Origin of the sequence: Micromonospora sp. WMMD737 (assembly GCF_049179055.1) — a bacterium.
GTDB lineage: Bacteria > Actinomycetota > Actinomycetes > Mycobacteriales > Micromonosporaceae > Micromonospora > Micromonospora reichwaldensis.
In genome coordinates, this window is the sequence record NZ_JBMHMH010000001.1 from 2576301 (window position 1) to 2590704 (window position 14404).

At 70.9% G+C, this 14404-nt stretch carries 10 protein-coding genes and 1 pseudogene; 4 read left to right on the forward strand and 7 right to left on the reverse strand.

Annotated elements, in window-relative coordinates:
- Window position 1: 1 nt before the first annotated feature.
- A complete protein-coding gene (locus tag ACN27A_RS10225; RefSeq protein WP_421451861.1) occupies window positions 2-760 on the forward strand; it encodes an SDR family oxidoreductase in 759 nt (252 codons plus the stop codon).
- Between the two features lie 7 nt (window positions 761-767).
- On the opposite strand, the gene ACN27A_RS10230 is transcribed toward ACN27A_RS10225, so the two are convergent.
- The 3 genes from ACN27A_RS10230 to coaE form a co-directional block, all read right to left on the reverse strand.
- Complete coding sequence (locus tag ACN27A_RS10230) at window positions 768-1679, reverse strand: helix-turn-helix domain-containing protein (protein WP_421451864.1); 912 nt, start codon at window positions 1677-1679, stop codon at window positions 768-770.
- Between the two features lie 140 nt (window positions 1680-1819).
- On the reverse strand, window positions 1820-3928 hold the full coding sequence (gene uvrB / locus ACN27A_RS10235; protein ID WP_421451865.1) for an excinuclease ABC subunit UvrB: 2109 nt from the start codon (window positions 3926-3928) through the stop codon (window positions 1820-1822).
- A gap of 1755 nt (window positions 3929-5683) precedes the next feature.
- Entirely contained in the window at window positions 5684-6865 is a 1182-nt protein-coding gene (coaE, locus tag ACN27A_RS10240; RefSeq protein ID WP_421451868.1) for a dephospho-CoA kinase, read from the reverse strand.
- 94 nt (window positions 6866-6959) lie between these two features.
- Between coaE and ACN27A_RS10245 the strand changes: the two genes are divergently transcribed.
- Together ACN27A_RS10245 and ACN27A_RS10250 are read left to right on the forward strand one after the other, a co-directional pair.
- Window positions 6960-7484: a PadR family transcriptional regulator gene (locus tag ACN27A_RS10245; protein ID WP_421451871.1), complete on the forward strand. Its 525-nt coding sequence runs from the start codon at window positions 6960-6962 to the stop codon at window positions 7482-7484.
- Window positions 7477-8106, forward strand: coding sequence for a GyrI-like domain-containing protein (locus tag ACN27A_RS10250; RefSeq protein ID WP_421451874.1), 630 nt, complete (start codon window positions 7477-7479; stop codon window positions 8104-8106). The genes ACN27A_RS10245 and ACN27A_RS10250 overlap by 8 nt, the downstream gene beginning before the upstream one ends.
- A gap of 104 nt (window positions 8107-8210) precedes the next feature.
- Here ACN27A_RS10250 and rpsA read toward each other — a convergent pair whose 3' ends face one another.
- The gene (rpsA, locus tag ACN27A_RS10255) at window positions 8211-9806 is read right to left on the reverse strand and encodes a 30S ribosomal protein S1 (protein ID WP_421451877.1); all 1596 of its coding nucleotides are present in this window, start codon (window positions 9804-9806) and stop codon (window positions 8211-8213) included.
- Between the two features lie 297 nt (window positions 9807-10103).
- On the opposite strand from rpsA, the pseudogene ACN27A_RS10260 reads away from it, so the two are divergent.
- A pseudogene (locus ACN27A_RS10260) lies at window positions 10104-10622 on the forward strand (class I SAM-dependent methyltransferase); the annotation flags it as partial.
- 70 nt (window positions 10623-10692) lie between these two features.
- Here the strand turns inward: ACN27A_RS10260 and ACN27A_RS10265 are convergent.
- From ACN27A_RS10265 to ACN27A_RS10275, 3 genes are all read right to left on the reverse strand, one after another.
- A complete protein-coding gene (locus tag ACN27A_RS10265; RefSeq protein ID WP_421451880.1) occupies window positions 10693-11517 on the reverse strand; it encodes a class I SAM-dependent methyltransferase in 825 nt (274 codons plus the stop codon).
- Window positions 11518-11745: 228 nt separating this feature from the next.
- Entirely contained in the window at window positions 11746-12255 is a 510-nt protein-coding gene (locus tag ACN27A_RS10270) for an SAM-dependent methyltransferase (protein WP_421451882.1), read from the reverse strand.
- 28 nt (window positions 12256-12283) lie between these two features.
- Window positions 12284-13489, reverse strand: coding sequence for a Tat pathway signal protein (locus tag ACN27A_RS10275; protein ID WP_421451885.1), 1206 nt, complete (start codon window positions 13487-13489; stop codon window positions 12284-12286).
- Window positions 13490-14404 lie beyond the last annotated feature (915 nt).

Consider the following 14404-nt stretch of genomic DNA (forward strand, 5'->3'; position numbering starts at 1 on the left):
CATGACGCAGCGGGTGGCCCTCGTGACGGGCGTGAGTCGTCGGATCGGCATCGGCGCGGCGGTCGCCCGCACACTCGCCGCGGACGGCTGGCGGCTGCTGCTCACCGGCCTGCCGGAGTTCGACGACGCCCAGCCCTACGGCGGCGATCCCGAGGGCGTGCCGGCCCTGCTGGACGAGCTGGGCGACGCCGGACACGTTCGAGCCGACCTGCTCGACCCGGCCGCGCCCGCCGGCCTGGTCGCCGAGGCGCTACGCCGGCACGGCCGGCTCGACGCGGTCATCGCCGTGCACGCCTACTGCACCGACACGCCGTTCGGCGCGCTGGATCCGGCCGAGATCGACAGGCACCTGCTGGTCAACGTACGGGCCACGCTGCTGCTCGCCGAAGCGTTCGCCGGGGCGTTCACCGCCGGATCGGGTGGCCGGCTGGTGCTCTTCTCCACCGGCCAGCGCCTCGGCCCGATGCCGCAGACCCTCGCCTACGCGGTCAGCAAGGCGGCGGTGGAGAACGCGACCTTCCAGCTCTCCCCGCTGCTGATGCCACGGGGCATCACCGTCAACTGCGTCCACCCGGGCCCGACCGACACCGGATACGCCTCGCCAGAGGCGTACGCCGAGGTCGCCAAGCTCTTTCCGAGCGGACGCTGGGGCACGCCGCAGGACGCCGCCCGGCTCGTGCGGTTCCTCTGCTCGTCCGACGCCGACTGGATCACCGGCCAGGTGATCGACTCGGAGGGCGGCTTCCGCCGCCACCTGTGAGCCTGACTCAGCCACCCTGCGGGGAGACAGCCCGCTCTGGCTCGAGGCGGCCGTTGGCCGACCCGGCCGCACTGTCCCGCAGCAGCGCCAGCGTCTCGTCACCGCCGAGGGCCACCGACGCCAGCCAGTCGCTCATCCGCTCGTAGCGGGTGACGTCGGCCTCGGAGACCAACCGCAGGTCGGCGGTCAGCGTCTCCAGCATGACCGTACGCGGATCAGCCGGGTCGGGGAACACGTAGCTGGAGTAGCCGGTCAGCGGATGCAGCCCGGCGCGCGGCGCGGCGGCACAGGGCACCACCCGGACCGTCACGTGCGGCAGGTCGGCCAAGGCGACCAGGTGCGCCACCTGCTCCCGCCAGACCTCGGGCGACACGTCTGCCTGGTCACAGACCCGCTCGTCGAGCAGCGCCGTGTAGCGGGGCGGATCGGCGCGGCGCAGCACGTCCTGACGCATCAGCCGGGCCCGGATGTCGGCCTCGACGTTGACCTCGGGGTAGAGCAGCCTGCCGGCCTCGATGCGCTCGCGGGCGTACCCGGGCGACTGGAGCAGGCCGGGCACGACCGCCGGCTGGTACTCCACGATGCTCGCCGCGCCCGCCTCCAGTTCGGCGTAGGTGCGCTGCCGCTCGCCCATCTCCCCCAGCGCCTTCCACCAGCCCCGGCTGGTCGCGGCGTCGCGGGCGATGACGATGAGCGCGTCGCGCTGCGGCGGCGGCACTTCGTAGACGTCGAGCAGGTCGAGCACGTCGGCCAGGTCCGGCCGGCTCTGCCCCAGCTCGATGCGGGACAGCTTCGAGGTGGAGGCCCAACCCAGCCGGTCGCAGACCTGTTCCAGGGTCAGCGCCTCCCGCCGGCGCAGCTGACGCAACTCGGCGCCCAGCCGGGCGCGACGAATGACCGGACTCGTTGGCAACGGCATCCCCAGCCTCCCCACCGAGGGAGAGTAGGGCAGGACGATCACTCAGCGCAATAGCTTGCTCGCGTACCGCAATCAGAGGCCAGGTGGCCGCGTGGAGCGGCCCGAGCCCCGCCGACCAGGTCAGGCGGGGCCCGGGCCGCTCACTTCACTCCGGCGGCGTCCATGCCGCGCAACTCCTTCTTGAGGTCGGCGACCTCGTCGCGGATCCGGGCGGCCAGCTCGAACTGAAGCTCCCGGGCCGCGGCCAGCATCTGGTCGTTGAGCTCCTGGATGAGCTGGGCCAGCTCGGCCCGGGCCATCCCCTCCCGCGCGGGCCCGGCGCCGCCGGTCCGTGCGCGGCTGCGGGTCTCCTTGACCGGCGCCTTGCCCCGGGAGAGCTGCCGTACGGCTCCGCCGACGCGGCTGTTCTCGGTGTCCTCCGCCTCGCGGTAGATGTCGTCGAGAATGTCGTGGATCTTCTTGCGCAGCGGCTCGGGGCTGATGCCGTGCGCCTCGTTGTGCGCGATCTGCTTGTCCCGCCGCCGGTTGGTCTCCCCGATCGCCTCGGCCATCGACGGAGTGATCTTGTCGGCGTACATGTGCACCTGACCGGAGACGTTGCGCGCCGCCCGGCCGATGGTCTGGATCAGCGACCGGCCGCTGCGCAGGAAGCCCTCCTTGTCGGCGTCGAGGATGGCGACCAGCGACACCTCCGGCAGGTCGAGACCCTCCCGGAGCAGGTTGATGCCGACCAGCACGTCGTAGTCGCCCTTGCGCAGCTCGCGCAGCAGCTCCACGCGGCGCAGCGTGTCGACCTCGGAGTGCAGGTAGCGCACCCGGATGCCGTTCTCCAGGAGGTAGTCGGACAGGTCCTCGGCCATCTTCTTGGTCAGCGTGGTGACCAGCACCCGCTCGTCGCGCTCGGTGCGCAGCTTGATCTCGTGCATGAGGTCGTCGATCTGGCCCTTGGTGGGCTTGACGACGACCTCCGGGTCGATCAGGCCGGTGGGCCGGATCACCTGCTCGACGAACTCGCCCTGGGCCTGCTCCAGCTCCCACGGGCCGGGCGTCGCGGAGAGGAAGACCATCTGGCCCACCCGCTCCAGGAACTCGTCGAAGCGCAGCGGCCGGTTGTCGGCGGCGCTGGGCAGCCGGAAGCCGTGGTCGATCAGCATCCGCTTGCGGGACGCGTCGCCCTCGTACATGCCGCCGATCTGCGGGATGGTCACGTGCGACTCGTCGACGACCGTCAGGAAGTCGTCGGGGAAGTAGTCGAGCAGGCAGTGCGGCGGGCTGCCCGGCAGCCGGCCGTCCATGTGCATCGAGTAGTTCTCGATGCCGGAGCAGAACCCGACCTGGCGCATCATCTCGATGTCGTAGGTGGTGCGCATCCGCAGCCGCTGCGCCTCCAGCAGCTTGCCCTGCCGCTCCAGCTCGGCCAGCCGCTCGGCCAGCTCGGCCTCGATGTCGCGGATCGCCCGCTCCATCCGCTCCGGCCCGGCCGCGTAGTGGGTGGCCGGGAAGATCACCAGCCCGTCGACCTCCTTGACCACGTCGCCGGTCAGGGGGTTGAGGTAGTAGAGCTTCTCCACCTCGTCGCCGAAGAGTTCGATCCGCACGGCCAGCTCCTCGTAGGCCGGGATGATCTCCAGCGTGTCGCCGCGGACCCGGAAGGTGCCCCGGTTGAAGGCCATGTCGTTGCGCGTGTACTGGATGTCGACCAGCCGACGCAGCAGCTGGTCGCGGTCCAGCTCCTGCCCGACCGCGACCCGCACCGCGCGGTCGAGGTATTCCTCCGGGGTGCCCAGGCCGTAGATCGCCGAGACGGTGGCCACCACGATCACGTCGCGGCGGGTGAGCAGCGACATGGTCGCCGAGTGCCGCAGCCGCTCGACCTCCTCGTTGATCGAGGAGTCCTTCTCGATGTAGGTGTCGGTCTGCGGGATGTAGGCCTCGGGCTGGTAGTAGTCGTAGTAGGAGACGAAGTATTCGACCGCGTTGTGCGGCAGCAGCTCGCTGAACTCCTTGGCCAGCTGCGCGCAGAGCGTCTTGTTGGGCGCCAGCACCAGCGTGGGCCGTTGCACCCGCTCGATCAGCCACGCGGTGGTGGCGCTCTTGCCGGTGCCGGTCGCGCCGAGCAGCACGGTGTTGCGGTCGCCGCGTCGGACCCGACGCTCCAGGTCGTCGATGGCCGCCGGCTGGTCGCCGGCCGGCTGGAACTCGCTGACGACCTGGAAACGGCCGTCGAGCCGGGGAATGTCGAGCGCCATGACCCCAACGGTACGCCGGGGGTCCGACACCGCGTCGCGACTACGCCCGGTCCGTGATCGGCTTCAATATTCGCATTGTGTGGTGCATCTCACCGGACTACGCTCTCCGTGTAGGCCGCTCGCGGCGGCCGACCGGGCAGGTGGCCAGGCCGTCACGGCCGGCCCGCCCCCGGCACAGGGGTCGCAGCACCCGGCACTCCCGGCGTGCGCACCCGACGTGGTCGCGCGTGAGGCGCTGACCGGCCGCCGCGAGCGCCCCTGCTCGTCACCCCACGGGGGTGAATCCCGTTCAACCTCCCGTGGAGACCTCCGCCGCCCGCTCCGGCCCGCCTCACCCGCCCCAGGGCCCGCCAACGCACGACGACGCGCACACGGGCGGCATCCCACGGGTGGTGACCGGCCGCCGGCGCACCGTCCTGCTGGTGCTCGCGGCCGTGGCCGTGCTCTCCGCCGCCGCGCTGGTCGTGGGGCTGGCGAGCTGGGCGCCCGAGCGGCCGGAGCAGCCGAGGGCGCTGACGGGCGACGAGCGCGAGCGACTGGCCGCGATGCGGGTCACCAACTACCGGGACCTGCGGGCCGGGGTACGCGTGACCGCGGGCACCGGCGCGGCGCGTACGGAACTGGTCGGCTGGGTCGACTGGTCCCGGCCGCTGGTCTACCTCGACGTCGGCGGGCCCGGCGCGGGCGCCGAGCGCGGGCTGCTCCAGGCCACCCCGACGGTGGTCCTGCTGCGCCCCGACCCGACGGCGGTGCCGACCCCCGCGCCGCCCCCGCTCGTGCCGCCGGCGGACCGCTGGCGGCTGCACGACCCGCCCGCCGGGCGGGGGCTGGCCGCCGTGCTCGACCTGCTCTTCCGCCTCGCCTCCGACCGCCCGGAGCCGCCGGCCGACGCCACGCGCCGGATCGGTGGGGCCACGGTCGGGGCGACGCCTGTCGACATCCTCCAGGCACCGCCGACCGGCCCCGGCGTCCCGGCCCCGGACGGGCTCCCCCGCTACTGGCTCGACCAGGACGCGCGGCTGCACCGGCTGGAGACCGGGCTGGCCGGCGTCGGCCCGGTGACCGTGCAGCTGAACCGGGCCGACCGGCCCACGCTGCGTCCGGTCGACGCCCTCGGCGGCCGTCCCGGCCAGCCCCGCGCCCTGACCGCCGTCGAGCGGGGCCGGCTGGACCGGTTGCCCGCCCGGCTGCGCGCCCGTGGCGGCGCCGCCGTGACCCTGACCGCGCCCGTCGCCGCCGCCACGAACCTGCGCGGAGCCGGCTGGGTGAGCTGGAGCGGGCGGGCGGCTTACCTGACCGTCGCCGACCTCGGCGTGCCGGAGCGCCGGACGCTGCTGCGCGTCGACGGCGCCGGCGTGCGCCGGGCGGAGGTGCCGGCCGCGACGGTCCCGGGCACCGTGGAATCGCCCGGCCGGCCGCCGCTGCCGCCGCCCGCCCGGGGCTGGGGGGCCGACCCGCGGCGCGCGGGCGACCTGGGCCTGCTGCTCGACGCGGCGCTGCGGGCCGCCCGGTCGCCCGGCGGGCGGGGCGCCCCCCTGCGGGTGCGCGGCGACACCGTCGCCGGGAAGACCGTCGACGTGGTCGAGCTGCACACGTCCCGGGGGCTGCTGCGCTACTGGATCGACCGGTCCGGCGCGCTGCGCCGCCTGGAACTGCGCACCCATACCGGCGCCTGGGCCCAGCTCGACCTGACGCCCACCACGGTGCCCCGGCTCGTCCCACCGCCCCGGCCCCCGGCCGGGGGCCGGGGGCCGGTCAGGGACGCCAGCCGGTCTGCGCCGCCCACTGCTCGGCGCGCAGGTGCTCCTCGTCGAACCACGGGTCCTTCGCGGTGGTCCAGGTCGCGCTGTCCGGGGCGGAGGCCACCAGCTCCCGCTTCAGCGCCAGATAGGCCGACCGCTGGTCCGGGTCGGCGCGCAGGTGGTCGCGCATCAGCAGCGCGTACCGCCAGCCGGGCGCGTCGGCCGGGCGGACGTGCAGGTGCACGGGACGGCCCGGGTCGGCGCTGCCGTGCAGCCGCTTCTCCCACCGGCCGCTGCCGGGTGGGCGGGGGTCGTCCCACCACTCGCCGGGCAGGCGCGGGAAGCCCGCCTCCGCGAGCCGCTCGGCCAGCGGTCCGTCCGCGTCGGCGAGGGTCGGAACGGTGAGCTGGATGTCGATCACGTCCCTGGCGGCGAGCCCCGGGACCGCGGTCGAGCCGATGTGGTCGATACGCAGGTCGGCGGGGGCGAGCGCGTGCCGGATCCGGGCGGCCAGCCGCGCGTACTGCTGCGGCCAGGTCGGGTCGGCCTCGGTCAGGACGACGTGCTCCGATCCGGCCGCCCGCCGCTCGCGCAGGTTCGCCTCAAAGGGCCGCAGCCGCTCGCGCCACAGCGCGTCGACGGCCGCGTGCAGGTCGTCGAGGCTGCCGTCGTTGGTCAGCAGCACGTCCGCCGCGCCCCGCCGCCGGGCGTCGTCGGCCTGCGCGGCGATCCGCCGCTCGGCCTCCGCCCGGTCCATCCCCCGGTCGCGGGCCAGCCGCGCCAACCGGGTGGCCACCTCCGTCTGCACCACGACCACCAGGTGGTACGTGGGCGCGAGCCCCACCTCCACCAGCAGCGGCACGTCGTTGACCACGATCGCGTCGGGTGCCGCCGCGGCGGCCAGCTCGGCGGCGCGGGCCCGTACGCGGGGATGGGTGATCGCCTCCAGCCGGCGGCGCGCCGTCTCGTCGGCGAACACCAGCGCGCCCAGCGCCGCCCGGTCGAGGGCGCCGTCGGCGTCGAGGACCCGCTCGGAGAAGGCCGCGACGATCTCGGCCAGCCCTTCCGTGCCCGGCGCCACGACCTCCCGGGCGATGCGGTCGGAGTCGATCACCACCGCGCCGCGCTCGGTCAGTCGCCTCGCCACGGCGCTCTTGCCGGACCCGATTCCTCCGGTCAGTCCCACCTTCAGCACGGCACCAGTCAACCGGATGATCACCGCGCCGCCGGCACCGGGGGCACCCCGGCCGGTCCTCCCGGAGCCCTATTCTAGTACTAGGATAGGGCCCGTGGAGCTGACCACCGCCGAACTGACCGTGCTGGGCCTGCTCATCGAACGACCCCGGCACGGCTACGACCTGGAGCAGGTGATCGCGCGACGCGGCATCCGGCAGTGGTCCGACGTCGGGTTCTCCTCGATCTACTACCTGCTCGCCAAGCTGGACAGGCGCGGCCTGGTCCACGTACCCGAGGCTCCCGTCGCACCGAAGTCCCGCCAGGTGTTCCACGCCACCGCCGAGGGCCGGGCGGCCGCGGCGCGCACCGCGCTGGCGCTCATCGCGCAACCGCAGCCGGTCCGGCACCCGCTCCTCGTCGGCATCGCCAACCTGCCCCTGCTCTCCGACCGCGAGTACGCGCAGGCCCTGCGCACCCGGCTGGCGGGGGTCGAGGCCCGCATCGGGTCGCTCCGGTCGGCGCAGCAGGCGCAGGCCCCCCTCCCGCACCCGGCGCGGGAGGTCTTCTCGTACTCGCTGAGCCTCCTGGAGGCGGAAAGGCAGTGGCTCGCCGCCCGAGCCCAGGTGCCTGATGACTGACAAGACCGACTTCAAGAAGACGCTCGACGCCTATCAGGCCGCGCGCGGGCAGTTCCGGATCGTGGACGTGCCCGACACGCGGTATCTCATGGTCGACGGCCACGGCGACCCGAACGGGGCACCGGCGTTCACCGGCGCCATCGAAGCCCTCTACCCGGTGGCCTACAAGCTGAAGTTCGCCAGCAGGCGAGACCTCGGCCGGGACTACGTCGTCCCGCCCCTGGAGGGCCTGTGGTGGGCCGAGGACATGGACTCGTTCACCGCCCGGCGCGACAAGGAACGGTGGGACTGGACGCTGATGATCATGGTCCCGGACTGGATCGGCCAGGACCTGTTCACCGCCGCCGTCGAGCAGGCCGGGGCAAGGAACCGTCCGTCGCGTCTCGACGACGTCCGCCTGGGGACGCTGTCCGAGGGACGGTGCGTACAGACGCTGCACGTCGGTTCCTTCGACGACGAGGCCGAGGTGCTGGCGCGGCTGCACGGTGAGTTCGTCCCGGGCAACGGGCTGCGGATGGTGGGCAGGCACCACGAGATCTACCTCAGCGACTTCCGCCGGGTCGCGCCCGAGCGGCAACGCACCATCCTGAGGCAACCGGTCGCCCCCGCATCGGGTGCGTAGGCGCGCCGAGGGCGCAGCGGTGGCGCAGCGGCTGCGGAAAGACGGGAGCCCCGCCCCCGGCGATCTCGCGATCGCGGGGACGGGGCCCGTCGTCGTTCAGCGGGTCACTTGCCGCCGGCGAGCTTCTCCCGCAGAGCGGCGAGCGCCTCGTCGGTGGCCAGGGTGCCGGCCGGCTCCTCGGCCTGACGGCTCGGGGCCGCGCTGGTCGAGGTGGTGGTGCCACCACCGGTGACGGGCGGAGCCGGATTGGCAGCGGCCTCGGCGTCGGCGGCCCGGGAGGTCTGCACCTGCTTGGTGTGGGCCTCCCAGCGCTGACGCGCCTCGGCGTACTGGTTCTCCCAGGTCTCGCGCTGCTTGTCGTACCCCTCGAGCCACTCGCCCGTCTCCGGGTCGAAGCCCTCCGGGTAGATGTAGTTGCCCTCGGCGTCGTACGTCGCGGCCATGCCGTAGAGGGTCGGGTCGAAGTGCTCCTCGCCCTCGACGAAGCCCTCGTTGGCCTGCTTGAGCGACAGCGAGATCCGGCGGCGCTCCAGGTCGATGTCGATGACCTTGACCATGACCTCGGAGCCGACCTGGACGACCTGCTCCGGGATCTCCACGTGGCGCTCGGCCAGCTCGGAGATGTGGACCAGGCCCTCGATGCCGTCGTCCACCCGGACGAAGGCGCCGAACGGCACCAGCTTGGTGACCTTACCCGGCACGATCTGCTGGATCGCGTGGGTGCGGGCGAACTGACGCCACGGGTCCTCCTGCGTCGCCTTCAGCGACAGCGAGACCCGCTCGCGGTCCAGGTCGACGTCCAGGACCTCGACCTCGACCTCCTGGCCCACCTCGACGACCTCGGACGGGTGGTCGATGTGCTTCCAGGACAGCTCGGAGACGTGCACGAGGCCGTCCACGCCGCCCAGGTCGACGAACGCGCCGAAGTTGACGATCGAGGACACGACGCCCTTGCGGACCTGGCCCTTCTGCAGCTTGTTGAGGAACTCGGTGCGCACCTCGGACTGCGTCTGCTCCAGCCAGGCCCGGCGGGACAGGACCACGTTGTTGCGGTTCTTGTCCAGCTCGATGATCTTGGCTTCGAGCTCGCGCCCGACGTACGGCTGCAGGTCGCGCACCCGACGCATCTCGACCAGGGAGGCGGGCAGGAAGCCCCGCAGCCCGATGTCGAGGATGAGACCACCCTTGACCACCTCGATGACCGAGCCGCGGACGACCCCGTCCTCGTCCTTGATCTTCTCGATGGTGCCCCAGGCCCGCTCGTACTGCGCCCGCTTCTTGGAGAGGATCAGACGACCCTCCTTGTCCTCCTTCTGGAGGACCAGGGCCTCGATGTGGTCACCAACCGAAACGACCTCGGCCGGGTCCACGTCGTGCTTGATCGACAACTCCCGAGAGGGGATGACACCCTCGGTCTTGTAGCCGATGTCGAGCAGGACCTCGTCCCGATCGACCTTGACGACGGTGCCTTCGACAATGTCGCCGTCGTTGAAGTACTTGATGGTCTCGTCGATCGCGGCGAGGAAAGCCTCCTCGGAACCGAGATCGTCGTGGGTGACCCGGGTGGCGCTCGAGGGGGCCTCGATGCTGCTCGTCATGTGGGCGGTTGCTCCGGTCGGATGGTGTGTCACAGCAGGCTGGTGTGTCGCGGTGACCTGTTCGCGCCAGCGGATCCGTCGCCGGGCACACCGAAAGATCATCGCGTGAGATCATGGATGTGGCTCCGCCAGTGGTCCCGGAGACCGCGCACCTGCTCCCTGCCGAGGCACACGATCCGCGAGCGCATCATCTAGCCTACCCGCTGCATTACCACAGCGTGCAAGCCCTCCCGTCCTCTCGCCGCCTCGTCAGCTGCGAAAGCGGAGATATCGGCAGGAAGGCGTCGCAGGTGTCGCGTCCGTCACAGGGGCATCACCGGTGAACGGTAGCGCCGGGCGCCGCACTCCGCACTCCGGGGGTCGCCCGGGGCGCGGCGCGCGCGGGGCTAGCGTGGGCGGGTGGATGACGACAGCCGGGTGACCCGGCGCCGGGTCGGCAACGCCGAGGCCCGCCGGGCGAACCGCCGCTGGTGGGACGCCGACGCCGACGACTACCAGGCCGAGCACGGCCGCTTCCTCGGCGACCTGGACTTCGTCTGGTGTCCGGAGGGCGTGCGCGAGGCCGACGTACGGCTGCTGGGCGACCTGACCGGACGGCGGGTGCTGGAACTCGGCTGCGGGGCCGCCGCCGCCGCGCGGTGGCTCGCCACCCGGGGGGCCCGGCCGGTCGCCCTGGACCTCTCCGCCGGCATGCTGCGGCACGCCGCGCTGGCGGCCGGACGCACCGGCGTACGCGTGCCGCTGGTGCAGGCCGACGCGCTGGCGCTGCCCTTCGCCGACGCCGCGTTCGACACGGCCTGCACGGCGTTCGGGGCGGTCCCGTTCGTGGCCGACTCGGCGGCGGTCATGCGCGAGGTGTTCCGGGTGCTGTGCCCCGGCGGCCGGTGGGTGTTCTCGGTGACCCACCCGATCAAGTGGGCATGATCTTGCTAGGTCAATAACTGCTGCTTACGGGCGATTGTGTCCTGGTGGGACGTCGCTGCCTTACTTACGAGACGGCGGGGCGATGAGCGACGAAGATGGCCGTCCCGGGGAACAGGCGACCGCGTAGCGGGCTCCACTGGCCCCAAATCTCTTCGTGCCCGGGTGGCCACTCTGGCTCGACCACGTCGCTGAGGATGAAGCCGGCGGCTGCCAGTTCGCGCACCCGGTCACCAAAGGTGCGGTGCGCCTCGATGTAGGTAGGTACGCCTGCCGAGTCTTGCTCGATGTACGGACGGCGGTCAAAGTACGAGTGGACGGCTGTCAGGCCTGCCTCGCCGGGATCGTCGAGAAAAATCCAGCGCATGGGGTGTGTAACAGCAAACACCCACGCTCCGCCTGGGCGAAGCACTCGGAACACCTCGCGCATGAGTGCTGCGGAGTCCGCGACGAAGGGAACCGCACCGAAGGCGGTGTGCACTGTGTCGAACGCGCCCGCTCGGAACGGCAGCGCGAGGGCGTCTGCCTGCACGAGCGGCACATGGACCCCCGAGCGCTCGGCGGCTAGCTTGGCATGCCGCAACATGCCGGCAGACAAGTCCAGGGCCGTCACATCGGCTCCCTGGCCAACCAGCCAACGCGAGCCCGCCGCAGCGCCACAGCCCAACTCCAGCACGCGCGCTTTCTTGACGTCGCCGAGCAGTCGCACATCCGCTTCCCGAAGCCCTTCGGGGCACCAGACGAGGTCAACGTCTCCCAGGAAGGCCCCGTGCTCCTTCTGGTAACTGTCGGCGTCCTCGTCCCACCATCGTCGGCTCGCCGCGCTGCTCTCTGCATCCGAGACAGCGCGACGAGTGGCGATTAGGTCGGGTGTTGGCAGGAACTCGGTCATGCTCGCTACGGTACGGATCGCTGCGACCGGCGCGGCGGCCGGCGTCAAGGCTTAGCGTCTATCTGCCGGCGTGTCGACCACCCGCCTGCGCGATATGCGCTACTACGTAGGTCCAAAACTCGGCTCGCGACTGCGGCCATATAGAGGTGTCGGGCGTCCGGGCGGCCACGAAGGGCGGAGAATGGCGGCCATGCCGGCGGGTCCAAGGGCGTCCGGCTCGCCCTGGGCTCACGCCGGATTCTGCTCCGGCTGGAGAGGGGCGGGATCTGCGAAGTACTGTCCGAGCATCTGCGTTGGCCAAGCAGGCTGCTTGACCTCGCCGCGTGGGCCGAACTCTGCAAACCAAGGCTTGATGTCCAGGACGGGCGTGCCGTCTACGGCGTCTAGCTCCTCCACGTGGAGGTCAAGGCCGTCAACCTTGACCAGACGACACCGAGACACGCCCAGCCAATTGATCCGCCGCATGTTGCGGTGGCCGAAGATGCCCACCTCGGGCCACTCCGGGTTGTCCCTGGGGCGGCGGGCACCCAAGTTGAGATCGGCCGGATCGGTGAGGTGGAATCGAAAAACGATCTCCAAGTGGCTGAATTCTTCCAGCCCTTTCGCGGCTGCCGGGGTGAATCGATCTTCATCGAGACGGATAATGGTTCGGCTTCCGCCCCAGTAGTCGTCCGTAGGCTCGGATCTTCCGCCCACAACCCTTGCAATGGATTCGACGGTGAACTTCTCGGCTGTCATTCAGTCTCACGCTTCCGTTTACTCGGCATTAGGCGAAGGTCGAGAGGTAAAGCTTCGCGCGCGCATCCACGTCCTGGACATATCGACCGCTGCGCCGCTTGTAGGGGGAAAGTGCGGCACGCATCTCGGCGGCGACTTGCCGGGTGCGTCCTGATCGGACGCCGTCCATGGCGTCGAGAGAGCGTGACCACGTCGCGCAGGCTTCTTCGATCTCGCCCTGTCTGGCCTGAATGGCCCCCATGTAGCCGAGAGTAACGGCGTGGGTCCGAGCGAAGGTTGACGCCTTGCGCTTCTTGACGCTGCGGCGAAATTGGTTCGTTGCGCCGGCCAGGTCTCCCGTATCGCGCAGTGCGCACGCTGTCTCGTGCGCGAGGCTTGCTTCCCCAAAGAAGAAGACGCGGCCCGGCTCGTCGTCTCCACTGTTGGCTGCGGCAAGGTCATTTTCGGCTCGGAGCAGGGCACGAGCCGCGCCCTGCTTCTCGCCGTTAGCTGCTAGTGCGCGTGCGTAGACCACTCCGAGCAGTGCCCGTTCTCGCGGCGATGCCGCCGTGTATCGTTCGCCGTCCACTGAGGCCGAGGCAAGCTTGAGGGCACGTTTCTGATGGCCGAGGTCAATGGCTTGATGCGCCATCGCGCGTAGTACGTGGCCTGCCAACGCTGGATTGTCGGCTTCGGCAGCCAGTTTCACCGCCACGTTGAAGTAATGCTGAGCAACGTTGTGTTCGCCGTTATCGAAAGCCATCCATCCGGCGAGGTAGGAAAGCTCACTGGCAGCGGTGAACATGTCGCGCCTGAGAACGTCATCGGTGTATCGCCCGGAAAGATGGCTCGCCACGTCGGAAGTCAGGTATTGAACCACTGCCAAGCGGGCATGGCCGCCGCCCCGGCGCTGATCAACGTGCGAGAACAGAGACATCATTTCGTGCACCGTGTCTACGTCGCCTCGCCCCACGGTCCGGCCCTCTGCTGCGCCGCGTACCTGGCCGCGTTCGACCATCTGTGACCACCAGCGTTTGGGCGGCAGCGCCAGCGCGGCGAGCGAGTAGGCAGCAGTGCTGAGAACGCGTCTGCGTTCAGCGTCCACGTCGACTCTCCCGAGTTTGGTTAGCGCAGCGAGCGTATCGACTTGCCATCCAAGCATGTCTTCGGGTGACATCGGCGGGGCCGGCAACCCGATCTCATCGAGGGTGACCATCCGGCCGAGCTTCCGTGACAGCGCCTCGCAGAGCAGCATGGGGGCTCGGCCGGAGGGCCTGGAGCCTGCCACCCAGTGTGAGACGTGGGAGCGGCCGACTCCGGCAAACTCGTTGGCGTTGGATTCCCTCGCAACGCGGACGAACGCCCGCGCCAGCTCGGCATGCGAGACGCCTGCCTCCGCAATGATGGCTGCGAGCTTGGCGTTGCCGGGTCGTGCTTGCGGCACGTCACACCCCCGCTGAATGTTGATCTTTCACCACGTTCACCGCTCCGGCGTGCGTCACAGCGTACCTACCGCGCGTGTTTTGCGGTTCGCTACCGGTGTGCGGGAGGCCGCTCGTCGGTTGATCGGCCGACCAGTGGCCGGCACGCCCATCGGTCCCCGTACGAGCAGAGGTGAGGCGAGAGCTTCGCGTGTTCACCTGAGCACTCGGTCAAGCACCGATTGAGGAATGGACTTTCATTGTGGCGTATGTACCGGGTCCAAACGCCTTGCTGCGTGAGGCGCGGCTGGCGCTGCGGTCCCCGTCGGGTTCGGGGCGGCCTATGTCGCGACAGGAGTTGGCTGAGGCGGTCAACGGGTGGCTGTACGAGCACATGGGGCGTCGCAACGCCTTGACGTTCCGCTACATCGGGGTTCTTGAGCGCGGTGAGACTCGGTGGCCGTCTGTGCACTACCGCATGGCGCTGCGCGCCGTGTTGGGCAAGCCCAGCGATGCTGATCTTGGTCTCTTTAGGATCCAGGGTCATGCCAAAGATCCTGAGCGCGGGCCGGTCGGGCTAGCTTCGGCTGCTGAGCGCTCCGACGCGTTCGTCCATCCTGGCTTGGGGCTGCCCACAGCCCCAGCTATGGGTGCCGCTGCTGCGTCGCCTTCGGAGGTAGGGGGCGTGCTCGCGGTGGGGCTGGCCGGTGGCCTGGGGCTCCGGGTCAGCGTGAGGAATGGCGGGGTCG